Raw genomic sequence first — 25,549 nt, 5'->3', positions numbered from 1 at the left:
GCGCCACACGAAATCAGGCATTAATGATTTCGTCGAGGTGCAGCTCTTCAGAGATCTGTTTAACCCATTTCTCTACGCGTTCTGCGGTCAGTTCAGGTTGGCGATCTTCATCGATAGCCAGACCGACAAAGTGGTCGTCGTCAGCCAGACCTTTGGACGCTTCAAAGTGATAACCCGCCGTTGGCCAGTGACCAACGATGGTTGCGCCGCGCGGTTCGATGATGTCGCGAATGGTCCCTAACGCATCGCAGAAATATTCTGCGTAATCTTCCTGGTCGCCACAGCCGAACAATGCAACCAGTTTGCCGTTAAAATCAATGTCTTCGAGGGTAGGGAAGAAGTCGTCCCAGTCGCACTGCGCTTCACCGTAGTACCAGGTTGGGATGCCGAGCAGCAGAATGTCATACCCTTCGAGGTCTTCTTTGCTGCTTTTTGCAATGTCATGAACATCGGCAACGTCTTTACCAAGCTGTTTTTGAATCATTTTTGCGATGTTTTCGGTATTACCGGTGTCGCTGCCGAAAAAGATGCCAGTGATTGCCATGAGTAAAATAACCTCTTGAAACTTATTGAAATGGTGGTGGCGCATTGCCCACGGATAAGGGCAATCATAGCAGAACAGTCAGGCATGCGGAAACAGCAAACACGCAGGACTGCACTCTGTGCTACACGATTTATGATTTAGAGCAGAAATTCAGACTATGCCTGACCGCGCAATGCGCTGAGTTGGTTCATCAGCATCTCTTCGATGAGTTCACTGCGACTCATGTTGCGTGCCTCAGCCAGCTCGTTCAGAGCGTCAACGGCATCAGCGTTCAGTTTCAGTTCGACACGCTTAAGCCCGCGAACTTTGTCACGCTTAAGCTGATTACGTTTATTAATACGTAACTGTTCATCACGCGAGAGCGGATTAGTTTTGGGTCGTCCCGGGCGACGCTCCTGCGCGAACAGATCTAATGTCGTACGGTCCGTTTGTTCTTTGGCCATGATCTTGGTGACTTCGGGGAAACAATCAGCCAGGCGTCTGCCCGGATGGATAGCGCGCCATAATACATCAGCAGGGGAGACACGCCAACGCCCGCGCGCGTAATCGCGCGCAGACGCTGAGTTTTTAATCAGTTAGCCTGCTCGCTCAGATAACGACGGATGGCGCGCAGCACCGCCTCCGGTTTTTCGGCATGCACCCAATGCCCGGCGCCTGCTATAACGTGCGCACGAGCTTGTGGGAATTGCGCCAGCAGTTGTTCGCGATACGCTTCGGTAACATACGGTGAGTTGCCGCCTGGGATAAACAGCGCCGGGTGCTCCCACGCAGGAATGGTTTCCCAACCGACGATATGCGGATATTGATCCCACAATACGGGAACGTTAAAGCGCCACTCGCCGTCAACAAAGGATTTCAGCAGAAACTGGATAACACCTTCCTCTTGCAGGTGCTGGCGCATGACGCTTGCCGCCTGCTGGCGTGAGGACGCTTGTGCATCGGTTACGGCATTGATTGCCGCAAAAATCTCATCGTGGCGGCGAACATGGTAGTCAACGGGAGCAATGTCGATGGCGACCAGCCGTTCGACGCGTTCCGGAGCCAGAGCAGTCAGCGCCATGACGGCTTTTCCGCCCATCGAGTGGCCAATAAAGATCGCTTTTTCGATCTGCCGATCGTCCAGCGTATCCAGCAGATCTTGCGCCATGGCCGGATAATTCATCTCAGGTGAACGAGGGGAGAGGCCATGGTTTCGCATATCGACCTGGATGATGTCGTGGTCGGCTACTAGATCGCGTGCCAGGATCCCCAGGTTATCCAGGCTGCCAAACAAGCCATGAACCAGGACGATGGGAGAATTATTGTGCAGGTTTTGCGCAGATTGCGCTCGGATATTCAATTTCATGGCAAAGTTCTTTTTTTCACACTCACGGGTTAGGGTATCATGTTGACCATTCTGCCACATGGCTGCAACAACTACGGTTACTCTGAGTTTTGCTGGCCACCAGGCTTGACGCTATCCGCTGTTGGGATTTGCCTTTACACTACGTGTGTTTACCCCGACAACTTGTATTCAGCTAAACACTGCACTGGATTAAGATGAAAACGATTGAAGTTGATGATGAACTCTATAGCTATATTGCCAGCCACACCAAGCATATTGGCGAGAGCGCATCCGACATTTTACGGCGTATGTTGAAATTTTCCGCCGCATCACAGCCTGTCACTCCGATAGTCAAAGAAGTCCGCGCTGTGCAACCTGTCGTGGAAGCCAAGCCGGTTAACCCCGTAAAAGATAAAGTGCGCGCGATGCGTGAGCTGCTGCTGTCCGACGAATACGCGGAACAGAAGAAAGCAGTAAATCGCTTTATGCTGGTGCTGTCTACACTCTATTCACTGGATCAAAACGCGTTCGCCGAAGCAACGGAATCGTTGCATGGTCGTACGCGTGTTTATTTTGCAGCTGATGAACAGACGCTGCTGAAAAATGGTAATCAAACCAAACCGAAGCACGTGCCAGGCACGCCGTACTGGGTGATCACCAATACCAATACCGGCCGTAAATGCAGCATGGTTGAACACATCATGCAGTCAATGCAATTCCCTGCGGAATTGATTGAAAAGGTTTGCGGAACAATTTAATCCTTGCATTAGAAGGACCAGGCAATGGCAATCCACAATCGTGCAGGTCAACCTGCGCAACAGAGTGATTTGATTAACGTCGCCCAACTGACGGCACAGTACTATGTACTGAAACCAACGGCAGGGAACGCTGAGCACGCTGTTAAGTTCGGTACGTCCGGACATCGCGGCAGTGCAGGTCGTCATAGTTTTAATGAGCCGCATATTCTGGCTATCGCCCAGGCGATTGCTGAAGAACGTGCGAAAAACGGGATTACTGGCCCGTGCTATGTGGGCAAGGATACCCACGCGCTGTCTGAACCGGCTTTTATCTCTGTACTGGAAGTGCTGGCGGCGAACGGTGTTGACGTCATCGTGCAGGAAAATAACGGCTTTACGCCAACCCCTGCTGTATCGAACGCTATCCTGGTCCACAACAAAAAAGGCGGCCCGCTGGCTGACGGCATTGTGATCACGCCGTCCCACAACCCGCCGGAAGATGGCGGCATTAAATACAACCCGCCAAACGGTGGTCCGGCAGACACCAATGTCACCAAAGTGGTGGAAGACAGAGCCAACGCGCTGCTGGCGGCCGGTCTGCAAGGCGTGAAGCGTATGTCGCTGGACGCTGCGCTGGCATCTGGTCATGTGAAAGAGCAGGATCTGGTTCAGCCGTTTGTTGAAGGACTGGCTGACATCGTAGACATGGCGGCGATCCAGAAAGCGGGTCTGACGCTGGGTGTCGATCCGCTGGGCGGTTCCGGTATCGAATACTGGAAGCGTATTGCTAAGCACTACAACCTGAACCTGACTATCGTTAACGATCACGTTGATCAGACTTTCCGCTTTATGCATCTCGACAAAGATGGCGCAATCCGCATGGACTGCTCCTCCGAGTGTGCGATGGCGGGGCTGCTGGCGCTGCGCGACAAGTTCGATCTGGCCTTTGCCAATGACCCAGACTACGACCGTCACGGTATCGTCACCCCGGCAGGGCTGATGAATCCGAACCACTATCTGGCGGTGGCGATCAACTACCTGTTCCAGCATCGTCCGCAGTGGGGCAAAGATGTTGCCGTCGGTAAGACGCTGGTGTCATCGGCGATGATTGACCGTGTAGTGAATGACTTAGGGCGTAAACTGGTTGAAGTGCCGGTGGGCTTTAAATGGTTTGTTGACGGTCTGTTTGACGGCAGTTTTGGCTTTGGTGGGGAAGAGAGCGCGGGGGCATCTTTCCTGCGTTTCGACGGTACACCGTGGTCAACCGACAAAGACGGCATCATCATGTGCCTGCTGGCGGCAGAAATTACCGCAGTGACCGGTAAGAACCCGCAGGAGCACTACAACGAACTGGCTGCTCGCTTTGGCGCACCGAGCTACAACCGCCTGCAGGCAAGCGCGACCTCCGCGCAGAAAGCGGCGCTGTCTAAGCTGTCTCCGGAAATGGTGAGCGCCAGTACGCTGGCGGGCGACCCGATCACCGCGCGTCTGACGGCTGCACCGGGCAACGGCGCTTCTATCGGCGGTCTGAAAGTGATGACTGACAACGGCTGGTTTGCTGCGCGTCCTTCTGGTACGGAAGACGCTTACAAGATCTACTGCGAAAGCTTCCTCGGTGAAGAACATCGCAAGCAGATCGAAAAAGAAGCGGTTGAGATCGTCAGTGAAGTGCTGAAGAACGCGTAAACCGTAGGCCGGATAAGACGCTAGCGTCGCTATTCGGCATGAATAATGAAAAAGCCGGACAGCAAATACGCTGGTCCGGCTTTTTATATTCAACTTAACGTCATGGCATGAACCGATAACCAATCCCGGTTTCGGTCAGAAAATGACGCGGACGTGCCGGGTCCAGTTCCAGTTTCTGGCGCAGGTGTCCCATGTAAATTCGCAGATAGTGGCTGTGTTCGACGGCGTTTGGTCCCCAAACCTGATTGAGCAACTGGCGCTGCGTCAGTACCTTTCCGGCATTATTCAGCAGTACCGCTAGCAGGCGAAACTCAATCGGCGTCAAATGAATCTCTTCATCACCACGATGTACTAGTCGGGCGGCGATATCTACTTTTACGTTGGAAAAATGCACCACCGGCTCGGGAGACGTGCCGCTGGCGTGGCGACGCAATGCCACGCGCAATCGCGCCTGTAGCTCGCCAATACCAAAGGGTTTACTGAGATAGTCATCGGCACCGGCATCCAGGGCGGCAATTTTATCACTTTCTTCGCTGCGGGCTGAAAGCACAATTACCGGTATCGCGCTCCATTGTCGCAGGTCACGAATAAAATCAATGCCGTCACCGTCCGGCAGACCGAGATCGAGAATGATGAGATCGGGTTTTCGCGTGGCGGCTTCCAGTAGACCACGTTGCAGCGTTTCCGCTTCATATACACGCAGACCATCGGCTTCCAGCGCGGTGCGCAGAAAGCGACGGATAGCCTGTTCATCTTCAACAATCAGTACGTTCGTCACATATCCTCATGAAAATCTTCAAGTTCAGGGGGGATTTCCTGGGGCAGTGTAACACGGAAACATGCTCCTCCCTGTGCGCGATTGTGGACGGAAATTGTACCGCCGTGCACGTCCACAATGGCCTGGCAGATTGCCAGCCCCAGCCCAACGCCCGGTACAGATGACTCTTTGTTTCCCCGGGAGAACTTGTCAAAAACTCGTTGCTCCATTCCCAATGGAATGCCAGGGCCATTATCCCAGACGTCCAGTTGCAGATGTTCGCCATCGACGCTGGCATCAATACCGATTTGCGCCGCTGGACCTGCGTATTTAACAGCGTTTTCCAGCAGGTTAATCAGCACCCGTTCAAATAGCGGGCCATCGACGTGGATCAGCGTCAACGGCGCGGGTAGCGACAAATTAATAGGAGCAGAGAGCCCTGGCTCCAGCATCTGCAGGGCACTGCCGACCACCTCTTCCAGCGTTAACCACTCTTTCTTAAGATTAAAGCCGCCAGACTGAATTCGCGCCATATCCAGCAGGTTATTAACCAGTCGGGTCGTATTCAGGACGTGCTGGCGAATTTCGCTGGCCTGACGCGCGTGCGGCGATCCTTCGCTTGCCAGATCCAGCGTTAAGATCTCTGCCTGACCAAACAACACCGTCAGAGGTGTGCGTAAATCGTGGGAAAGGGCGGCGAGCAGGGCATTGCGAATGCTTTCACGCTCGCTGGCAAACCGGGCCTGCTCTTCGCTGGCGGTGAGCGTCAGGCGTTCCAGCGCACTGGCGACCAGTAAAGTGAAAGTTTCCAGCAGGCGTTGCTGTTCGGGGATCATCAACTGGCGTAAATTTCCTGGTTCCACAACCAGCAGCCCATGCGTTTTGTCGGCGCTTTTTAACGGTAAAATTTGATACGGCACACCGGGTAAGGTGTCAGTGCCTGCGCCGGCCGGTTGCCCTTTATCAAAGCTCCACTGGGCAATGGCGTCATCCCACGGCGTCATGCCCTGTTGATGAGTGAGAGGGGCCAGCTTACCGTTCTCACCGGGCAGTAAAACCTGGCTGCGGGCCTGGAACGTTGAGGCAATAAACTGTTCGCTGGTGGCGGCGATATCCTGCTGGCTCCGTCCGACGGCCAGCGCTTTCGACATCTCATATAAATGACGCGTACGCTGTTCACGATAACGCGCTACCCGTGCCTGATAACGCACTCCGGCGGTGAGATTACCGATAACCAGCCCTACCGTTAACATCACGGCAAAGGTAAGCAGGTACTGGACGTCGGAAACGGCCAGCGTACCGCGTGGGGCAATAAAGAAGAGATCGAAGCTGGCAACGTTAATAAAGGTTGCCAGCACTGACGGCCAGCGTCCGTAAAAGAGGGCGATAACCACCACACCCAATAAATAGACCATCACCAGGTTGGCGGCGTCAAAGGCCATCAACCACTGCATGGCAATCAACGTAATGATGGCGCACAGCGCGACGGCAACCACGCAACCCTGAATTTGAACCCGCCACTTATCCTTAAAGGTGCGGCTATCTGCAGTTTGCAGCACAGGGCGCGAAGGTGGTTCGTCGAGCGCAACAATCATCAGGTCGAGATCCGGTGCGCGATGGGCCAGTTTGTCAGCAAAGGAATCACTGCGCCACCAGCGTCGCGTAGTCGGACGTCCGAGGACAATTTTTCCCAGATTATGCTCACGGGCGTAGCGGATTACTGCTTTATCTTCAGCGGGATCGGAAAGGGTGGCGGTTTCTGCACCCAGCTCCTGGGCTAATCGCAGGGCGCTTAAAATTGCGCGGCGCTGTTTTTCGGGCAGTCGGTGCAGCGCTGGCGTTTCGACATACACTGCATGCCATACGCTGCCGAGGCGCGCAGCCAGACGCGCGGCGGCACGCACGAGCTTTTCGCTGCCGGTGTTGTGTCCAATACACAGCAATATGGCGTCGCGGGTATGCCAGACTTTCTCCTCTCCCGGACGTCCACGCCAGGCACGCATCTGATCGTCAACCCGATCGGCCGTGCGGCGCAGGGCCAGCTCACGTAGCGCGATCAAGTTACCTTTGCGAAAGAAATGCTCGATGGCTCTTTCCGCCTGACCGGCGATATAGACCTTGCCTTCGTTCAGGCGCTGGCGCAAATCGTCGGGGGGAAGATCGACCAGCACCACATCGTCAGCAGCATCGAAAAAAGGATCGGGGACGGTTTCGCGAACCTGAATGCCGGTGACGCCGCTGACCACATCATTGAGGCTCTCCAGATGCTGCACGTTGACGGTAGTAAAAACGTCAATACCGGCTTCCAGCAGCTCTTCAATATCTTGCCAGCGTTTAGGGTGGCGTGAGCCTGGCGCATTACTGTGCGCCAGTTCATCCATCAAAATGAGTGCCGGACGGCGGGCCAGCGCCGCGTCGAGATCGAACTCGCTGATATGACGACCATGGCGCGCCTGTCGCTTTAGCGGCAGAATGCTGAGACCGTCCAGCAGCGCGGCGGTCTCTTTGCGTCCGTGGGTTTCCACCACGCCAATCAGCACATCTAATCCCTGCGCCCTTAGCCGCTGGGCCTCTGCCAGCATGGCCCAGGTTTTACCGACGCCTGCACACGCGCCGAAGAAAATTTTCAGTTTTCCCCGGTGCGGAGCGGTGGTCTGCTCCAGCAGGCGATCGGGGTCGGGGCGTAAGGGTTCGTTATGCATGTCCTTTTTCTCAGTGCTTATCCAGCGCTAAATTAAGTTCCACCAGGTTCACCACCGGTTGGCCGATAAAACTGACCAACGGCTTTTGCGTGTATTGTGCAACCAGGCGCGTGACCTCTTCAACGCTGAGGTTGCGAGCCTGCGCCACGCGGGGGATTTGCCAGGCCACCGCATCTGGCGTCAGGTTGTTATCCAGCCCGCTGGAAGAAGCCGTTACCAGCTCTACCGGAACGGCAGGATTTGCCTGCGGGTTAGCGGCACGCAGCGCGGCAATCCGGCTTTGCAGCTGTTTATCCAGTTCCGGGTTGCTGGCTGCCAGATTGCTGCCGCCTGAAGCCATTGGATTATAGGGCATTTCCGCTGTGGCTGAGGGGCGTCCCTGAAAATAACCGGCAGCGGTAAACTGTTGCCCAATGAGCTCGGAGCCGCGAACAATCTGACCTTCGCGGAGAAGCGAACCGTTAGCCTGGTGGGGAAACCACCATTGCCCCAGCGCAGTGGTCAGCAGCGGGTATGCCCCGCCGGTGATAAGCATCAGGAAAATCAATGTTGATAATGCAGGACGTAATCCACTCATCAGAAACCTCACACCAGACCCAGCAGGGTCAGCAGTAAATCAATTGCTTTGATACCGATAAACGGCACAACCAGACCACCCAGGCCATAGATCCACAAATTGCGGCGCAGCATCGCGGAAGCGGATAACGGTTTGTAACTCACGCCTTTCAGCGCCAGTGGGATCAGAAAGACGATAACCAGTGCGTTAAAGATAACCGCGCTGAGGATCGCCGAGTCCGGCGAATGCAGCCCCATCACGTTCAGCGCATTGAGCTGCGGGTAGGTGGCGGCGAACGCGGCCGGGATAATGGCAAAATACTTCGCTACGTCGTTGGCGATACTGAAGGTGGTCAGCGAACCGCGCGTCATCAGCATCTGTTTACCAATGTGCACCACTTCAATCAGTTTGGTGGGGTTCGAGTCGAGGTCCACCATGTTACCCGCTTCTTTCGCTGCCTGGGTTCCGGAGTTCATGGCAACGGCCACATCGGCCTGCGCAAGGGCTGGTGCGTCGTTAGTTCCGTCGCCGGTCATCGCCACCAGACGACCTTCCGCCTGATACTGACGAATCAACGCCAGCTTGGCTTCCGGTGTGGCTTCGGCTAAGAAGTCATCCACTCCGGCTTCCGCGGCGATTGCGGCGGCGGTCAAACGGTTGTCGCCAGTGATCATCACCGTTTTGATCCCCATTTTACGCAGTTGGGCAAAACGCTCTTTAATCCCGCCTTTTACGATATCTTTCAGGGCAATCACGCCAAGTACGTGGGAGCCTTCAGCAACCACCAGCGGCGTAGCGCCAAGGCGTGCGACGTTTTCGACCTTCTGCTCAACGTCGGCGGGGAAGTGGCCGCCGTTGGCCTCGACGTGACGACGAATAGCATCGACCGACCCTTTGCGGATCATACGGTTGTCGATGTTGATCCCGCTCATCCGACTTTGGGCGGTAAACGGTACAAAGGTGGCGTGCAGCGATTGCACGTCGCGTATACGCAGATTAAAGCGCTGTTTAGCCAGAATCACGATGCTGCGGCCTTCCGGCGTTTCATCGGCCAGGGATGAAAGCTGCGCGGCATCGGCCAGCGTTTTTTCGTCCACGCCGTGGGCGGGCAGAAAATCTGAAGCCTGGCGGTTACCCAGCGTAATGGTGCCGGTTTTATCCAGCAGCAGTACATCCACGTCACCCGCCGCTTCTACTGCACGTCCGCTGGTGGCAATGACGTTCGCACCCAACATGCGGCTCATCCCGGCGACGCCAATCGCGGAGAGCAGCCCGCCTATCGTCGTAGGGATTAAACACACCAGCAGCGCAACCAATACCGTGACGCTGACCGCGCTACCGCCCCAGGCGGAAAACGGCCACAGCGTGGCCGTAGCCAGTAGAAAGACGATGGTCAGGGCTATCAACAGGATCGTCAGGGCAATTTCATTGGGCGTTTTACGCCGCTGTGCACCTTCAACCATGGCGATCATCCGGTCGAGGAACGTTTCACCAGGGTTTACGCTGCATTCGATAACCAACCAGTCGGAGAGGATGCGAGTCCCGCCGGTGACGGAGGCGAAATCACCACCGGATTCACGAATCACCGGCGCGGATTCACCGGTAATGGCGCTTTCATCTACCGACGCGCCGCCTTCGATCACCTCGCCGTCACACGGGATAATATCGCCAGCTTCCACCAGCACGATATCGCCTTTACGTAAATCATCGGCAGGGACGTGATCCATTGCCGCGCCGTATTTCGGTTCGCGAAGCTTGCGGGCAAAGGCGGTTTTTTTGACGCCTTTCAGGCTGTTGGCCTGAGCTTTACTGCGTCCTTCCGCCAGCGCTTCAGCAAAGTTGGCGAACAGAACGGTAATCCACAGCCACAGACTTATCGCTCCGGTAAACCAAGGATTACCCGGCATATGGCCTGTTGCCATCGCCACGGTTAACAGGGTCGTTAACAGACTGCCCAACCAGACGATAAACATCACCGGATTACGCCATTGGGTATGTGGGCTTAATTTTTTCACGGCGTCCATCAGCGCCTGTGCGACCAGAGAGGGTTCGAACAGCGCCAGTTGCTTGCGACTCATAGTAATGTGCTCCGCATCACTCAGTGTAATGACAGGTATTCTGCGACCGGGCCAAGCGCCAGGGCAGGAACAAAGGTGAGAGCGCCAACCAGTAACACCGTACCGATCAACAACCCGACAAACAGCGCGCCGTGGGTAGGTAGCGTGCCGGAGCTGGCTGGCTGGATCTTTTTACTGACCAGCGATCCGGCAATCGCCATCACGGGAATGATCACGCCGAAGCGACCGAAGAACATGCATAAGGCCAGCAGGCAGTTCCAGAACGGGCTGTTGGCGCTTAACCCGGCGAAGGCGCTACCGTTGTTGTTCGAGGCGGACGACACGGCATACAGCACTTCGCTAAACCCGTGTGGACCCGGGTTAAGCATGGCGCTGCGGCCAGCTTCGGTCATCATGGCGATCGCTGTGCCGATCAGGACCAGCGCAGGGGTGACCAGAATCGCCAACGCGGTCATTTTCATTTCGCGCACGTCGATTTTCTTACCCAGATACTCTGGTGTGCGGCCAATCATTAACCCGGCGATAAATACCGCCAGCAGCACGAACAGCAGCATGCCGTACAGACCTGAACCCACGCCGCCGAAGACCACTTCACCAATCTGCATTAACCACATCGGCACCATGCCGCCCAGTGCGGTGAAGGAGTCATGCATAGCATCGACAGCGCCGCAAGATGCCGCTGTCGTCACGACGGAAAACAGACTCGTGGCCAGCACGCCAAAGCGGCTCTCTTTGCCTTCCATGTTGATATTGCTGTCTGCACCGAATGCCATCAGGTGCGGGTTGCCCTGAACTTCGGCCCACATCACCACGGCTACGCAGACCACAAATATCAGCGACATGGCCCACAGCAGGGTCCGTCCCTGGCGACGATCGCCCACCACATCACCAAAGGCAAAACACAGCGCGGTAGGAATTAAGAAAATAGCCAGCATCTGTACCAGATTGGTCAATGCGGTAGGGTTTTCAAACGGATGTGATGAGTTAGCGTTAAAGAAACCGCCCCCGTTAGTGCCAAGCATCTTAATCGCTTCCTGTGAGGCGACGGGCCCCATCGGCAGCAGTTGTTTAACCCCTTCAAGTGTGGTGATGGGCTGATAGGGCAACACGTTTTGCAGCACACCTTGCTGAATGAAGAACAGCGCAATGAGCAATGCAATGGGGAGCAAGATCCACAGCGTAATGCGAATCAGATCGACCCAGGCGTTGCCCAAGGTGTTCATACTCTGGCGCGTGAAGGCGCGGGTCAGGGCAAAAATCACCGCAATCCCGGTTGCCGCTGACAGGAAGTTTTGTACGGTCAGCCCGACCATCTGGCTGAAGTAGCTTAAGGTGGTTTCACCAGCATAGGATTGCCAGTTGGTATTAGTGACAAAACTCACCGCGGTGTTAAGCGCCAGATCCCATGAAAGCCCTGGCAGTTGCTGGGGATTTAACGGCAGCAGGTTTTGCGCCATCAGCATCGAAAACAGGACCAGCAGGCCCAGTACATTGAGCGCGAGGATCGCCAACAGATACTGCCGCCAGTTCATCTCCTGCTGTGAGATGCCCAGACCACGCCAGAGCAAATTCTCCACGCCAGTCAGGCCCGGCAGGGACGTATTATTGATCAGTCGAGCTAGCCCAAAGCCCAGCGGTCTGGCGACGACAAACAGCACCAGCAAGAAACTGGCAATGAGTAAAAATCCTTGGGCCGCCATCAGAACGCCTCCACATTAATCAGGGCATACACCAAATAACCTAATAATAAAAAGACCAGCACAATGCCGGTTATCACGCCTGCACTCACAGTGCACCTCCAGTGGCATAAATGTGATAACCAGAGCGTAGATTTTTGCTTGCAAAGATTTCGCAAAAATCAGTGGGTGGCGTGTAAAAAAAGTATAAAAATGGCAAAGACCATTGTTTAACTAATGATTAGTATTAATTTAACTTTTATGTAACTTAATTACAGTTTTTAGCTAAACGGAGCATCAATAGATAAAAATAAGTGGTCGGATGAGTAGCAAAATTACACACAAGGCGGTATTATTTTCATCAGTTAACCAAGTTTATTTTTCCGGTGCGATTCACCGAACAGATATATGGGAGAGGATTATGGACTTTTATAAAGAATATCCAGCACACATTGTTTTCTTGCGCCGTACCTTTGCCGTTGTGGCGGGCGTGCTGGCGCTGCCGGTCATGTTGTTCTGGAAAGACCGCGCCCGTTTTTACAGCTACCTGCACCGCGTCTGGTCTAAAACCAGTGATAAACCGGTGTGGATGGAGCAGGCTGAAAAAGCCACCTGTGATTTCTACTGATAGCTAATAAATCCCCAAAAGCCGCTGATATCAGCGGCTTTTTTGTTCATGATAGCTACACTTATCTCAGGAATGAGAAAGGAGCGATCATGAGCGAGAAAATCCCTGTAGGTATCAGTGCCTGTCTGTTGGGGGAGGCGGTTCGCTATGATGGTGGGCATAAGCGGCTAGCCTTTGCTGTGGAAGAACTGTCGCCGTGGGTCGCGTTCGAACCCGTATGCCCTGAAATGGGTATCGGGTTACCGGTCCCGAGACCTGCGCTGCATCTGGTCAAAGAGGGCGAGGCTGTCTCCCTGCGTTTTAGTGATAAGCGCGAGGGTGATTTGACAGACGTAATGACGGCTTTTAGTCAGCGACAAAGCAATCGTCTGGAGCATTTGTGTGGCTATATTGTCTGTGCAAAATCCCCCAGTTGCGGTATGGAACGGGTGCGGGTCTACGACGCGGAAGGCAAAAACAATCGTAAAGCGGGACGAGGGATCTTTACGTCTGTGCTGATGTCGACGTTACCCTGGCTTCCCGTGGAAGAGGACGGGCGTTTGCACGACCCGCAGATTCGGGAAAATTTTGTTGAGCGCATTTATGCCTTGCACGAGCTCAACGGTATCCGTCAGCAAGGGTTAACGCGCGGCGCACTAATCGATTATCACAGCCGTTACAAGCTATTACTGTTGGCCCATTCCCAGCCGGACTATCGCGAACTCGGGCGTTTTGTCGCGGCGATCGGCGAATGGCAAGATTTGCAGGCTTATTTTGTCGAGTATCGCTTAAGGCTGATGAGTTTGCTGGCGCATCTTCCCTCGCGGCGCAACCATACCAACGTGCTGATGCATGTCCAGGGCTATTTCCGTACGCAATTAAATTCTCGTCAGCGGCAGGAGCTGGCCTCTCTCATTGACGGGTATCGACGTTCGACTCAACCGCTGCTTGCGCCAATAACATTACTCAAACACTATATGGCGGAATATCCGGATGCTTATCTCTCCGGGCAGCGCTATTTCAATCCCTGGCCAGAGGCTCTGCGCTTGCGCTACGGGCGTTAAATTTTTTCTTCAGGAGTGTTATGACCACCCATTTGGTCTGGTTTCGGCGTGATTTACGCCTGCACGACAACCTCGCGCTGGCGGCGGCTTGTCGGGATCGTTCTGCGCAGGTGCTGGCGTTATATATCGCTACCCCCGAGCAGTGGAAGGCCCACGATATTGCTCCGCGCCAGGCGGCATTTACCTGCGCGCAGTTGAATGCGTTACAAACAGCGCTGGCAGAAAAAGGTATCCCTTTACTGTTTTACGAAGTGGCTGATTTTGCGGCCAGCGTGGACACCATCAAAAGTGTCTGCCTGCAGCATGACGTCAGTCGATTATTTTATAACTATCAATATGAAATAAACGAACGCCAGCGTGATGCTGCCGTCGAAAAGTCCTTACCTCAGGTGGTGTGCGAAGGGTTTGACGACAGCGTGATCCTGCCCCCGGGGGCGGTGATGACCGGCAATCATGAGATGTATAAAGTGTTCACGCCGTTTAAAAATGCCTGGCTGAAGCGGATTAAAGACGGTATTCCAGAATGCGTTAGCGCGCCGAAAATGAGGGACAGCGGCGCACTCAGCACGTCGTTAAGCGCAATAACGCTGAGCTATCCGCAGCAATATTTTGATGCGCAGAGGTTTGTGGCAGATGAAAAATTGGCCATCGCGCAATTACGCCATTTTTGCCAGCAGGCTGTGGGAGAATACGAGCAGCAGCGTGATTTTCCCGCGATTGACGGGACCAGTCGATTATCCGCGAGCCTGGCGACAGGAGGACTATCACCGCGCCAGTGCCTGAATCGACTGCTCGCGGAGCAGCCGCAAGCGCTTGAGGGCGGCAGGGGTAGCGTCTGGCTGAACGAGCTTATCTGGCGTGAATTTTATCGTCATCTGATGACTTACCATCCGGCGCTGTGTCGGTATCAACCCTTTATCCGCTGGACCGATCGCGTGCAATGGCAGAATAATCCGACGCATTTGCAGGCCTGGAAAACGGGTAGTACGGGTTACCCTATTGTGGATGCGGCGATGCGTCAGCTCAACGCCACGGGCTGGATGCATAATCGATTACGCATGATTACCGCCAGTTTTTTGGTGAAGGACCTGCTGATTGACTGGCGTAAAGGCGAACAATATTTCATGTCGCAACTGATTGATGGTGACCTCGCGGCCAATAACGGCGGCTGGCAGTGGGCAGCCTCAACTGGAACCGACGCCGCACCGTATTTCCGTATCTTTAACCCCACGACGCAGGGCGAAAAATTCGACCGTGACGGTGAGTTTATCCGCCAGTGGGTACCGGAACTGCGCGACGTACCGGGTAAAGCCATTCATGACCCGTGGTCGTGGGCAGAAAAAGCGCAGGTAACACTAAGTTATCCTCGCCCGATTGTGGATCATAAACAGGCAAGGCTGGCGACGCTGGCGGCATATGAGGCGGCGCGTAAAGGGTAAAGGCGTGGTGGATTTTGCGTAATACCTTCCAACAGAATGAACATGTTGCAGTCGGGTGATTATAGCGCTGAAGCGTGCGCTCAGTACCGTGAATACCCTGCTGCACAAGTTTTCTCTCAGCAGTAAATTTCCGTCATCTGAATGAAAATGACGGAAATTAATGACAACGCCAACGACCTCCACCCCGCATGATGCGGTGTTTAAAACGTTTTTACATCATCCCGAAACTGCACGGGATTTTCTCGACATTCACCTGCCAGCTGAATTGCGGATGCTTTGCGATTTGAATTCGCTGCAACTGGAGTCAGAAAGCTTTATTGAAGCGGATTTACGTTCGCGCTACTCCGACGTGCTCTGGTCTTTGCACACACGCAACGGTGACGGTTATGTCTATGTGGTGATAGAGCATCAAAGTTCAGCCGAGCCACATATGGCTTTTCGTCTGTTGCGTTATGCGCTGGCGGCGATGCAGCGCCATCTGGACGCAGGGCACAAGGAACTGCCGCTGGTGATACCGATGCTGTTTTATCATGGCTGCCGAAGCCCCTATCCGTACTCATTGTGCTGGCTGGATGCCTTTGCCGACCCCGTGGCGGCAAGACAGCTTTATTCCAGCGCATTTCCGTTGGTAGACATAACGGTGGTACCCGATGATGAGATCATGGCTCACAGGCGAATGGCGCTGCTGGAATTAATGCAAAAACATATCCGTCAGCGGGATTTGATGGGGCTGATAGAACAACTGACCACGCTACTACTTACTGGATGCGCTAATGACACGCAACTGCAGGCGATGTTTAATTACATCCTACGGTCCGGCGATGAATCTCGCTTTAATGAGTTTATGCAAGAGATGGCACAACGGATCCCCCAACATAAGGAGAGGCTGATGACTATTGCGGAGCGGTTACGGTTAGATGGATTACAGGAAGGTTTACAACAAGGGCTACAACAAGGCAAAGAAGTAGGAAAGCGAGAAGCTGCATTACGTATAGCGCAAACTATGCTGGAGCAGGGAATAGATCGCGCAATGGTACTACTAGTGACGGGGCTTACTGAAGAGGAACTCGCTGCAAGTTATGCGTAATTACCCGAAAAAACAGGCCCGAATAGTATTACATCATCGGGCCCTTACACTCAGGATTCTACCGCCAGCGGACGGTTTCTGAACTTAAGCGACTGGTACAGCCAAATCAGCAGCACCAGCACCACGCAGGCCAGCGCGCCCCAGGTAATTTCGCTAAAGACATCAATATATGCATTGATGGAGTAGTTGATAGCGCCAGCAGCATCAAACGAGCCTTGCGACGTCTGATCGGCGATAACGCCTGCCAGATAGTTGGCGATGGCGCCGGACAGAAGCATATAAATGCCTGTTAATACGCCAGTCACCCCAGGGATCTCAATACGCGTAATTTGCGACATCGCCACCGGGTCGATAAACAGTTCGGCAAAGCCCATGACCGCCAGCCCCAATACCATCAGCGGCATGGAAGAGTGGCCGTAAGCTGCGGACCAGCGGGCGCTTAAAGTCAGAATGCAGAACCCTGTGCTCATTAAACCGAGGCCAAGGGCGAATTTACCCCAAATACGTACGGTACGATTGCCGCCAACGCTTTCTTTGACTACCCAGGCCAGCACGATACCGCACAGCATAACGGCAAAGGCGTTAACCGACTGGAACATCGCGGTCGGGACGGAATATCCCAAAATATCGCGATTTACGAAGCGGTCAATATACAGGCTAATCGAGCTACCGCCCTGTTGAGCAAAGGCCCAAAACAACAGGCTGAAGAAGGTCAGCGTGACGATAAGCCCCAGCTCTTTGCGTTGTTTCTGTGTCTGCGCCTGGCGGTAGATCTTCGCCAGAACTGCCAGACCAATAACCGTGGCAACGATCAGTGCGTAAACGGACCACTCTTTCCAGAACAGGACGGTAATCAGTAACGGCGCTGCAACCAGCAGAACTAACAGCCAGGCCCAGTTTGGCAGCATATACTTTTTCGCACACAGCACGGCCTTGTTGACGCCAGTGGTATGAGCGAAATGGCGATTACCGCATAAGAAAATCACCAACCCTGCCAGCATGCCAATCGCCGCCAGCGCAAAGCCCATCGCCCAGCTGTATTCTTCCTGCACGTATCCGCAGGCAATCGGTGCGACGATCGAACCGATGTTACCGGCTGCGTAGAGCAGAGAGAATCCACCGTCGCGACGCGGATCTTCAGGTTGATACAACTCGCCCAGCAGGCAACTAATGTTGGATTTAAACAGACCGTAGCCGCAGACAATGATCGCCAGTGACAGATAGAGGAACGCCGGGGCCATTTCGCTGGCGCCCAATACCAGATGTCCCACCGCCATTAAAAATGCGCCGATCATCACCGCCATTCGATTGCCGAGCACTTTATCTGCCAGGTATCCCCCGAGAATGGGGGTGACGTAGACCAGCGAACAGTAGGCGCTGAACAGTTCATATGCGTGATTATCGTCGTACTTGAGCTGGTTAGTGAGATACAGGATCAGCAGCGCACGCATGCCGTAAAAACTGAAATATTCCCAGATTTGTAGCGCGACGACGTAATAAATCGCCCGTGGTTGAGATGCTTGTTTATTCATTATTTTCTCGAAGTAAATGCCTCGCGACAGGCTGAGCGTACTGTGCGAGTGTGTTTCCTTAAAGTTGTAACTTAGATACAGATCTGATTATTTTTGCAATATGCTGTCTGATTGCATAAATATACATGAATTGGATCGCGTAGTGGTAAGCAAATCATGTTCAAAGCGGGTGTGATTGTTTCTTGATGTGTCAGTGAAATGGCTATCGACGAACGCAGGCGAGGACGCTATTTTAACCTAAGCTGTGTTGCTGATTAGGCAGGCAGAATTAATGACTACGAGGACGATGATGAAAAACACCGAACTGGAACAACTGATCAACGACAAACTGAACAGCGCCGCCATTAGCGACTATGCGCCGAATGGTTTGCAGGTTGAGGGCAAAGAGACGGTGCATAAAATCGTGACCGGCGTGACCGCAAGTCAGGCGCTGCTGGATGAGGCGGTGCGCCTGCAGGCCGATGCGGTTATCGTTCATCACGGTTATTTCTGGAAAGGCGAATCTCCGGTAATTCGCGGCATGAAGCGCCATCGTCTGAAAACGCTGTTGGAAAACGATATCAACCTGTATGGCTGGCACCTGCCGCTGGATGCTCACCCGGAACTGGGGAATAACGCGCAGTTGGCCGCGCTGTTGGGGATTACCGTGATGGGTGAGATCGAACCGCTGGTGCCATGGGGAGAGCTCTCCATGCCGGTTCCGGGACTGGAGTTGGCATCGTGGATTGAAGCGCGTTTAGGCCGTAAACCGTTATGGTGTGGTGATACCGGTCCGGAAAAAGTTCAGCGCGTCGCCTGGTGTACGGGGGGCGGTCAAAGTTTTATTGATAGCGCAGCCCGGTTTGGCGTCGACGCTTTTATCACTGGTGAAGTTTCAGAGCAAACCATTCACTCAGCCCGCGAGCAGGGGCTGCATTTTTATGCTGCCGGTCACCATGCGACCGAACGCGGCGGCATTCGCGCATTAAGCGATTGGCTTAATGAAAATACCGATCTGGACGTGACTTTTATCGATATTCCTAATCCAGCGTAATAAAGAGGGACGAAAGTGCAGCGAGCGCGTTGTTATCTGTTAGGTGAAACGGCAGTGGTTCTTGAACTGGAACCGCCCATTACGCTGGCGACTCAGAAACGCATCTGGCGTCTGGCCCAGCGTCTGGTTGATGCCCCGAATGTACTGGAAGCTATTCCAGGCATGAACAATATCACGGTGACCTTGCGCGACCCGCAAACGCTGGCGCTGGATGCGATTGAGCGCCTGCAACGCTGGTGGGAAGAGAGTGAAGCACTGGAGCCGGATTCGCGCTTTATTGAAATTCCCGTTACCTATGGCGGTGAGGCCGGCCCCGATCTGGCAGAGGTCGCCCGGCACAGCGGATTAAGTGAAAAGCAGGTTGTGGAACTTCATGCGTCGGTTGATTACGTGGTGTGGTTTATCGGTTTTCAGCCGGGATTCCCCTATCTCGGGAGCTTACCTGAACAACTGCATACTCCCAGACGTGCGGAACCGCGTTTGCTTGTTCCGGCAGGTTCTGTCGGTATCGGTGGATCTCAAACGGGGATCTACCCGCTTTCCACGCCTGGCGGGTGGCAATTGATTGGGCGTACCTCCGTTTCGTTATTTGATCCAAAACGGGAGGAGCCGATTCTGTTACGGGCTGGCGATACCGTGCGTTTTGTCCCGCAGAAGGAGGGGATATGTTAAACATCATCCGCGCTGGTATGTACACCTCAGTACAGGACGGGGGACGTCATAGTTTTCGTCAATCCGGAATCAGTCACTGTGGGGCGCTGGATAAACCGGCGCTGAACGTGGCTAACCTGCTGGTGGGTAATGATGCGAATGCCGCAGCGCTGGAAATCACGCTGGGGCAACTGGTGGTGGAGTTTGAAGCCGATGGCTGGTTTGCCCTGACCGGTGCCGGATGCGAAGCACAGCTGGATCGTACGCCCGTGTGGAGCGGATGGCGGTTACCGGTAAAAGCCGGGCAGCGCCTGACGCTAAAACGTCCGCTTCATGGCATGCGCAGTTATCTGGCGGTAGCGGGCGGTATTGATGTTCCCGAAGTGATGGGCTCGCGTAGTACCGATCTGAAAGTGGGCATTGGTGGGTTTGAAGGGCGTCTACTGCGTGATGGCGATCGACTGGCGATTGGCGTATCTACCCGGCAATTCAGCGAGCCGCAAGGTGTTAAGCAACTGATGTGGGGTAATCTCATTCGCGCGCTGCCCGGACCTGAATATCAGGAGTTTGATGAGGTATCGCAGGCTTCGTTCTGGCGCTCACCGTGGCAACTTAGCCCACAAAGTAACCGTATGGGGTATCGTCTTCAGGGGCAGCCGCTGACGCGCACGACCGATCGCGAGCTGCTATCACATGGCTTGCTCCCCGGCGTGGTGCAGGTTCCACATAATGGTCAGCCAATTGTGCTGATGAACGATGCGCAGACGACGGGCGGCTATCCGCGCATCGCCTGTATTATTGAGGCAGATATGTATCATCTGGCGCAGATCCCGCTCGGTCAACCGATTCATTTTGTGCAGTGTTCGCTGGAGGAAGCGCTGAAGGCGCGGTACGACCAGCAGCGTTACCTGGAACAGTTAGCATGGCGACTTAACAATGAAAATTGATCTCAATGCAGACCTCGGTGAGGGATGTGCGAACGATGCAGCGTTGCTGCAATTGGTGTCATCGGCCAACATCGCCTGTGGGTTTCACGCAGGCGATGCGCAAACCATGCTCTCAAGCGTGCGCGAAGCGCTAAAAAATGGCGTAGCGATAGGTGCGCACCCCAGCTTTCCGGATCGGGAAAATTTTGGCCGTAGTGCCATGACCCTGCCTGCGCAAACGGTGTATGCGCAGACGCTGTATCAAATTGGCGCGCTAGCTGCCATCACGCGGGCGGAGGGCGGTGTGATGCATCATGTCAAACCGCATGGCATGCTCTATAACCAGGCAGCGAAAGATCCTCAACTGGCTGATGCGATTGCGAAAGCGGTTCATGCCTGCGATCCGTCGCTGGTTTTAGTGGGACTGGCGGGAAGCGAACTGATTCGTGCTGGAGAACACTATGGCCTGGTAACGCGTCAGGAGGTGTTTGCCGATCGGGGTTATCAGGCCGATGGCAGCCTGGTGCTGCGTAGTCAGCCGGGCGCACTGATTGAGGATGAAGAGCAGGCGCTGGCGCAAACGTTAGAAATGGTGCAATCCGGCAGAGTAAAAAGCCAAAGTGGGACATGGGCGAGCGTTACTGCCCAGACGGTATGCATTCATGGGGATGGCGAGCACGCACTCGCTTTTGCCCGCCGCTTGCGTAGCGCCTTTGAAGCATGCAATATTCAAATTAGCGCATAAATTTATTCATACAAAACAATAATATATTACACAACAACATAAGGGATTTAATTATGGGAGAGGCTATTTCTCTCTGGCCATTGACGGGGATCGCCGTCATTGTGGTCGGATTTCTTTTACGTTTTAACCCGGTATTGGTGGTCATTATTGCCGGGATCGTCACGGGACTGGCGGCGCATATGCCTATCGCCACTATTCTCGAGAAACTGGGTGAAGGTTTTCTTAACACCCGCAACCTGCCGTTTATCCTGCTGATCCCACTGGCGGTAATCGGTCTGCTGGAGCGTCACGGTCTGAAAGAACGTGCACAGACGTGGATCGCAAAAATCCGCAGCGCCACCAGTGGCCGCCTGCTGATTGTCTATCTGTTCATTCGCGAAGCGACCGCTGCATTAGGACTCACCAGTCTGGGGGGGCATCCGCAAATGGTGCGTCCGCTGCTGGCGCCGATGGCGGAAGGGGCCGCTGAGAAAAATCACGGCGAGATACCTGGGGCGGTACGCTATCGACTGCGCGCAATGTCAGCGGCGACCGATAACGTCGGGCTGTTTTTCGGTGAAGATATCTTTGTTGCTTTCGGCGCTATCATCTTCATGCATAACTTTATGCTGGAGTCTGGTGGGATCCAGACCGAACCGCTGCATATCGCCCTGTGGGGGATCCCAACGGCAATTTGTGCTTTCCTGATCCACGGCACACGTTTGTGGCGTCTGGATAGCTATTTGCAACGTGAGGTGGCGAAAGCGAATGCCGCAGCGAAAGGGGAAGCGCAATGAATTTTCAACAAAGCTATCTCTACTGGCTGGCGGGCGCGGTATTACTGATTGTGGCCGTCATGTCCTGGCAGGATAAAGCGAACCCGCGTCGTTTCACCACTGGCCTGTTTTGGGGCATATACGGCGTACTGTTTCTGCTTGGCGACTGGACATTCTCGCTGTTTGGCGACAAGCGCGCGGTGCATATTGCCGTCGGTATTGCGGTGGTCGTCCTGGCGCTGATCGCCGGTTTTGGCGGCGTGAAGCTGGGAAGTTACCATCAACGGACGCAGCAACAACGCGAAGAGAGCGCCAGTCGCCTGGGCAACCGCCTTTTTTTCCCGGCGCTGGCGATCCCGGTAGTAACGGTTATTGGCGTGCTGATGTTCAACCATATTCCGGGCTTACAGGATGCGCTGTTTGGGCCGGGTAATCACGCCACGCTGGTGACGCTTTTTTCCATGACCGCAGGTTCGTTGATTGGCCTGGCGATGGCAATAAAAATGACCCATGAGCGGGTGCATCAACCGATCCAGGAGGCGCGCCGTCTGCTGGACTCCATCGGCTGGGCGTTCATCCTGCCACAGATTCTGGCCACGCTCGGGCTGTTGTTTACGGCAGCGGGCGTAGGCAACGGCATTTCATATCTGACGCAGGAATATCTGGCGGTAGACAGTCGCTTTATCGCAGTGGCGGTGTACACCATCGGCATGGCATTGCTGACTATGGTCATGGGCAATGCGTTTGCTGCTTTTCCGATCGTGACCGCTGGGATTGGTATTCCGATTCTTGTACTGCAACATGGCGGTAATCCGGCGGTAATGGCGGCGATTGGTATGTTCTCCGGTTATTGCGGGACACTGATGACGCCGATGGCGGCGAACTTTAACATTGTCCCTGCTGCGCTGCTGGAACTACCGGACAAAAATGCGGTGATTAAAGCGCAGGTGCCAACCGGTATACTGCTGCTGCTGGTCAACGTGTTCCTGATGTATTTCCTGATGTTCTTGTAAGGTGACAGGATGAAAACAGTACTCATCACGGGATTTGAACCCTTTGGCGGCGAGTCAGTTAACCCTTCCTGGGAAGTGGTCTCGGGACTCGATAATGTTATCATCGGTGGATGCCGCGTCGTTGCCCGCCAACTGCCGTGCGTCTTTGGCGAGTCTCTTGCCGTACTCAATGGCGCGATTGATGCGCTGTCGCCATCGCTGGTTCTGGCGGTGGGGCAGGCGGGTGGCCGCACGGATATCACCGTGGAACGCGTGGCGATTAACGTTGACGATGCGCGTATTGCGGATAATCAGGGGCAACAGCCGGTAGATGTGCCGGTTGTAGCCGATGGTCCAGCGGCATGGTTTAGCACGCTGCCGATCAAAGCGATGGTTATGGCTATGCGCAACGCGGGAATTCCGGCTTCGGTTTCCCAGACCGCTGGCACTTTCGTGTGTAACCACGTGATGTATGGCCTGCTGCATAAACTACGCGACGCACCGGCGGTGAAGGGCGGCTTTATTCACATCCCTTATTTGCCGCAACAGGCCGCACAGCATCCCGGGGCGCCAAGTATGGCGGCTGAAACAGTACGCCGGGCGCTGGAGGTCGCAATTGCCACCGCCTTGCAGGTGGAAAGCGATATCGCAGTCACGGGCGGCGCAACACATTAACAAAGGACAGTATTATGCCTGAAGGCCCGGAGATCCGCCGCGCGGCGGATAACCTGGAGGCGGCTGTCAAAGGCAAACCCCTGACGGAAGTCTGGTTTGCCTTTGAGCAGTTAAAACCGTATGAATCTCAACTAATTGGGCAGAGTGTTACCCAGCTTGAAACGCGAGGGAAAGCGCTGCTGACCCATTTTTCTAATGGCCTGACGCTGTACAGTCACAATCAGCTCTATGGCGTGTGGCGCGTGGTGGATACGGGCAACATCCCGCAGACCTCGCGGGTACTCCGTGTCAGATTGCAAACGCAAGACAAAACTATCCTGCTGTATAGCGCGTCTGATATCGAAATGCTGACGCCAGAACAGCTCGCCACCCATCCGTTCCTGCAACGGGTAGGACCGGATGTACTGGATTTACGTTTAACGCCCGATGACGTTAAAGCGCGTCTGTTATCTCCGCGTTTTTGCAATCGCCAGTTTTCTGGTCTGCTACTGGACCAGGCTTTTCTGGCGGGATTAGGTAACTACTTGCGGGTAGAGATCCTTTGGCAGGTAGGGTTGACCGGGCAGCATAAAGCGTCGCAGCTTGCCGATGAAGAGTTGGATGCACTGGCGCATGCGCTGCTTGATATTCCACGTCTGTCTTATAACACCCGTGGGCTGGTGGATGAGAACAAACATCACGGTGCGTTGTTTCGCTTCAAGGTCTTTCATCGGGACGGCGAAGCCTGTGAGCGTTGTGGCGGGACTATCGAGAAAACGATGCTCTCTTCGCGACCTTTTTACTGGTGTCCGGGATGTCAGCACTAAGCGGGCCGTTTTGGCGCGTGCACCGAAATAAACCGCGCGACTGCGGGGCCAGTTAACAAAATGCTGAACAGTCGCAGGGTTTGCATCGCCATGATGAGCGCCATATCAGCGTGGCTTCCTGCGGCGATCACCGCAACAGAATCCACTCCTCCAGGACTGGTTGCCAGATAGGCAGTGAGAAAATCTATCTGCATGTAATGCGCCAGTCCCCAGGCCATAGCGGCGCAGATCGCCATCAGTGAAAAAATGGACAACAGGATCTGCGGCAAAGGGCGCAGCGCCATTAAAAATATCTGCTTGTCAAAGCCCAGGCCGATTTGCCAGCCGATGGCCATATAGGCTATCGCCAGTAGCCATTCCGGCAGTTCAATCACCATCACTCCGCTTGCATTCAGCAAGGCACCCACCAGCATCGGCAATAGCATGACGCCAGAGGGAATACGCAGTAAGCGTCCAGCCGTGCCGGCAACGGCGGCCAGCATCAGAGTGCTGAAAAGATTGCCGCTTAGCGGCGGAAACCAGATGATTTGTTCACTGACCGCCAGCGCCTGGTCGCCCATCACCAGCCGGGTGACCATCGCTGCCGCGCCGACCACCAACAGTACACGCAGATACTGCATAAACGCCACCAGTCGGATGTCGGCACCATAATCCTGCGCCATTGCAACCATTGCCGCTGCGCCGCCTGGTGACGAGCCCCATGCGCCGGTGTTCCCCGGTAGCGTACTGTAGCGAACCAGCAGCCAGCCGATTATCGCGCTGCTGATAAGGGTTGCCAGCAGGATAACAATCACCATCGGCCAGTGGACTGCAAGGGTTGTGAAGATTGAACCGGTCAGATTTTGGGCAATCATGCAGCCGAGAATCGCCTGCGCGCCAAGAAATGTGCAGCGGGGAGGATGCAGAGAGATGCCGCGCAGACTGAAGATGATGCCGACGATCATCGAACCGAGCAGCAAGGGTCCTGGAAGATGAATAAGCAGAAAGAGCAGGGAAAGCAGGAGCGATAGCACAAACAACAGGCTCCACTGCAAAACAGGCATCCCATGCTCCTGAGTAAAATGTGAGAAATCTCAGTAAATCATAGAGAAAGCACGATAAGAATAAAATAATGTGGATCAAATAAAAACAGGCCGGATACAGGCATTACCGCCTTGTCCGGCCTGGGAGCGTTTAT

General features: G+C 54.5%; 25 protein-coding genes. 14 read left to right on the top strand and 11 right to left on the bottom strand.

Annotated features, from left to right (window positions below; genetic code table 11):
* Positions 1-13 precede the first annotated feature (13 nt).
* The 3 genes from fldA to ybfF form a co-directional block, all read right to left on the bottom strand.
* Complete coding sequence (gene fldA / locus GFB57_RS20635; protein WP_003022839.1) at positions 14-544, bottom strand: flavodoxin FldA; 531 nt, start codon at positions 542-544, stop codon at positions 14-16.
* A gap of 155 nt (positions 545-699) precedes the next feature.
* Positions 700-987, bottom strand: a complete 288-nt coding sequence (ybfE, locus tag GFB57_RS20630) for a LexA regulated protein (RefSeq protein ID WP_003022842.1) — start codon at positions 985-987, stop codon at positions 700-702.
* 128 nt (positions 988-1,115) lie between these two features.
* On the bottom strand, positions 1,116-1,889 hold the full coding sequence (gene ybfF, locus GFB57_RS20625) for an esterase (protein WP_003022844.1): 774 nt from the start codon (positions 1,887-1,889) through the stop codon (positions 1,116-1,118).
* Between the two features lie 194 nt (positions 1,890-2,083).
* On the opposite strand from ybfF, the gene seqA reads away from it, so the two are divergent.
* Positions 2,084-2,626: a replication initiation negative regulator SeqA gene (seqA, locus tag GFB57_RS20620; protein ID WP_003022848.1), complete on the top strand. Its 543-nt coding sequence runs from the start codon at positions 2,084-2,086 to the stop codon at positions 2,624-2,626.
* Positions 2,627-2,650: 24 nt separating this feature from the next.
* Complete coding sequence (gene pgm, locus GFB57_RS20615; protein ID WP_003022854.1) at positions 2,651-4,291, top strand: phosphoglucomutase (alpha-D-glucose-1,6-bisphosphate-dependent); 1,641 nt, start codon at positions 2,651-2,653, stop codon at positions 4,289-4,291.
* A 100-nt stretch (positions 4,292-4,391) separates the two neighbouring features.
* Here the strand turns inward: pgm and kdpE are convergent, their stop codons facing one another.
* From kdpE to kdpF, 6 genes are read right to left on the bottom strand one after another with little or no spacing between them, the layout of a single operon-like run.
* Positions 4,392-5,069: a two-component system response regulator KdpE gene (gene kdpE, locus GFB57_RS20610; protein WP_003022856.1), complete on the bottom strand. Its 678-nt coding sequence runs from the start codon at positions 5,067-5,069 to the stop codon at positions 4,392-4,394.
* Entirely contained in the window at positions 5,066-7,750 is a 2,685-nt protein-coding gene (kdpD, locus tag GFB57_RS20605; protein ID WP_008320039.1) for a two-component system sensor histidine kinase KdpD, read from the bottom strand. Before kdpD ends, kdpE begins: the two co-directional genes overlap by 4 nt.
* 10 nt (positions 7,751-7,760) lie before the next feature.
* Positions 7,761-8,327, bottom strand: coding sequence for a potassium-transporting ATPase subunit KdpC (kdpC, locus tag GFB57_RS20600; protein ID WP_003022861.1), 567 nt, complete (start codon positions 8,325-8,327; stop codon positions 7,761-7,763).
* 8 nt (positions 8,328-8,335) lie between these two features.
* A complete protein-coding gene (gene kdpB, locus GFB57_RS20595) occupies positions 8,336-10,384 on the bottom strand; it encodes a potassium-transporting ATPase subunit KdpB (RefSeq protein ID WP_003022864.1) in 2,049 nt (682 codons plus the stop codon).
* Positions 10,385-10,404: 20 nt separating this feature from the next.
* Entirely contained in the window at positions 10,405-12,084 is a 1,680-nt protein-coding gene (gene kdpA / locus GFB57_RS20590) for a potassium-transporting ATPase subunit KdpA (protein WP_003022865.1), read from the bottom strand.
* Complete coding sequence (kdpF, locus tag GFB57_RS20585) at positions 12,084-12,173, bottom strand: K(+)-transporting ATPase subunit F (protein ID WP_003022868.1); 90 nt, start codon at positions 12,171-12,173, stop codon at positions 12,084-12,086. Before kdpF ends, kdpA begins: the two co-directional genes overlap by 1 nt.
* A 308-nt stretch (positions 12,174-12,481) precedes the next feature.
* On the opposite strand from kdpF, the gene GFB57_RS20580 reads away from it, so the two are divergent.
* From GFB57_RS20580 to GFB57_RS20565, 4 genes are all read left to right on the top strand, one after another.
* On the top strand, positions 12,482-12,688 hold the full coding sequence (locus GFB57_RS20580; RefSeq protein ID WP_003022870.1) for a YbfA family protein: 207 nt from the start codon (positions 12,482-12,484) through the stop codon (positions 12,686-12,688).
* 89 nt (positions 12,689-12,777) lie between these two features.
* Positions 12,778-13,731, top strand: a complete 954-nt coding sequence (locus GFB57_RS20575) for a DUF523 and DUF1722 domain-containing protein (protein ID WP_003022874.1) — start codon at positions 12,778-12,780, stop codon at positions 13,729-13,731.
* 20 nt (positions 13,732-13,751) lie between these two features.
* Positions 13,752-15,170 (top strand): deoxyribodipyrimidine photo-lyase, encoded by a 1,419-nt coding sequence (phrB, locus tag GFB57_RS20570; protein ID WP_003022878.1) that lies wholly within the window; start codon positions 13,752-13,754, stop codon positions 15,168-15,170.
* A 160-nt stretch (positions 15,171-15,330) separates the two neighbouring features.
* The gene (locus tag GFB57_RS20565; protein WP_003022880.1) at positions 15,331-16,257 is read left to right on the top strand and encodes an Rpn family recombination-promoting nuclease/putative transposase; all 927 of its coding nucleotides are present in this window, start codon (positions 15,331-15,333) and stop codon (positions 16,255-16,257) included.
* 50 nt (positions 16,258-16,307) lie between these two features.
* On the opposite strand, the gene dtpD is transcribed toward GFB57_RS20565, so the two are convergent.
* Positions 16,308-17,789 carry a dipeptide permease DtpD gene (gene dtpD, locus GFB57_RS20560; RefSeq protein WP_003022883.1) on the bottom strand — a complete coding sequence of 494 codons (1,482 nt, stop codon included), beginning with the start codon at positions 17,787-17,789 and terminating at the stop codon, positions 16,308-16,310.
* Between the two features lie 289 nt (positions 17,790-18,078).
* Between dtpD and ybgI the strand changes: the two genes are divergently transcribed.
* The 8 genes from ybgI to nei are packed head-to-tail and all read left to right on the top strand — an operon-like array spanning position 18,079 to position 24,372.
* Positions 18,079-18,822 (top strand): radiation resistance protein YbgI, encoded by a 744-nt coding sequence (gene ybgI, locus GFB57_RS20555; protein WP_003022887.1) that lies wholly within the window; start codon positions 18,079-18,081, stop codon positions 18,820-18,822.
* 15 nt (positions 18,823-18,837) lie between these two features.
* Positions 18,838-19,494: a 5-oxoprolinase subunit PxpB gene (gene pxpB / locus GFB57_RS20550; protein WP_003022889.1), complete on the top strand. Its 657-nt coding sequence runs from the start codon at positions 18,838-18,840 to the stop codon at positions 19,492-19,494.
* Complete coding sequence (gene pxpC, locus GFB57_RS20545) at positions 19,488-20,420, top strand: 5-oxoprolinase subunit PxpC (protein WP_003022892.1); 933 nt, start codon at positions 19,488-19,490, stop codon at positions 20,418-20,420. The genes pxpB and pxpC overlap by 7 nt, the downstream gene beginning before the upstream one ends.
* Positions 20,410-21,144: a 5-oxoprolinase subunit PxpA gene (gene pxpA / locus GFB57_RS20540; protein ID WP_003022894.1), complete on the top strand. Its 735-nt coding sequence runs from the start codon at positions 20,410-20,412 to the stop codon at positions 21,142-21,144. Before pxpC ends, pxpA begins: the two co-directional genes overlap by 11 nt.
* A 53-nt stretch (positions 21,145-21,197) precedes the next feature.
* The gene (locus tag GFB57_RS20535; RefSeq protein WP_003022897.1) at positions 21,198-21,920 is read left to right on the top strand and encodes a DUF969 domain-containing protein; all 723 of its coding nucleotides are present in this window, start codon (positions 21,198-21,200) and stop codon (positions 21,918-21,920) included.
* Positions 21,917-22,912: a DUF979 domain-containing protein gene (locus tag GFB57_RS20530; protein WP_003022898.1), complete on the top strand. Its 996-nt coding sequence runs from the start codon at positions 21,917-21,919 to the stop codon at positions 22,910-22,912. The genes GFB57_RS20535 and GFB57_RS20530 overlap by 4 nt, the downstream gene beginning before the upstream one ends.
* Positions 22,913-22,921: 9 nt before the next feature.
* Entirely contained in the window at positions 22,922-23,566 is a 645-nt protein-coding gene (gene pcp, locus GFB57_RS20525; RefSeq protein ID WP_003022901.1) for a pyroglutamyl-peptidase I, read from the top strand.
* A gap of 14 nt (positions 23,567-23,580) precedes the next feature.
* The gene (gene nei, locus GFB57_RS20520) at positions 23,581-24,372 is read left to right on the top strand and encodes an endonuclease VIII (protein ID WP_003022904.1); all 792 of its coding nucleotides are present in this window, start codon (positions 23,581-23,583) and stop codon (positions 24,370-24,372) included.
* On the opposite strand, the gene GFB57_RS20515 is transcribed toward nei, so the two are convergent.
* Positions 24,369-25,415 (bottom strand): AbrB family transcriptional regulator, encoded by a 1,047-nt coding sequence (locus tag GFB57_RS20515; protein ID WP_003022906.1) that lies wholly within the window; start codon positions 25,413-25,415, stop codon positions 24,369-24,371. The genes nei and GFB57_RS20515 overlap by 4 nt on opposite strands.
* Positions 25,416-25,549 lie beyond the last annotated feature (134 nt).

The organism is Citrobacter sp. S39 (assembly GCF_009495675.1).
Taxonomy (GTDB): Bacteria; Pseudomonadota; Gammaproteobacteria; order Enterobacterales; family Enterobacteriaceae; genus Citrobacter; species Citrobacter freundii.
Note: the sequence above shows the minus strand (reverse complement) of the source record. Positions and strands in the feature narration are given on the sequence as shown.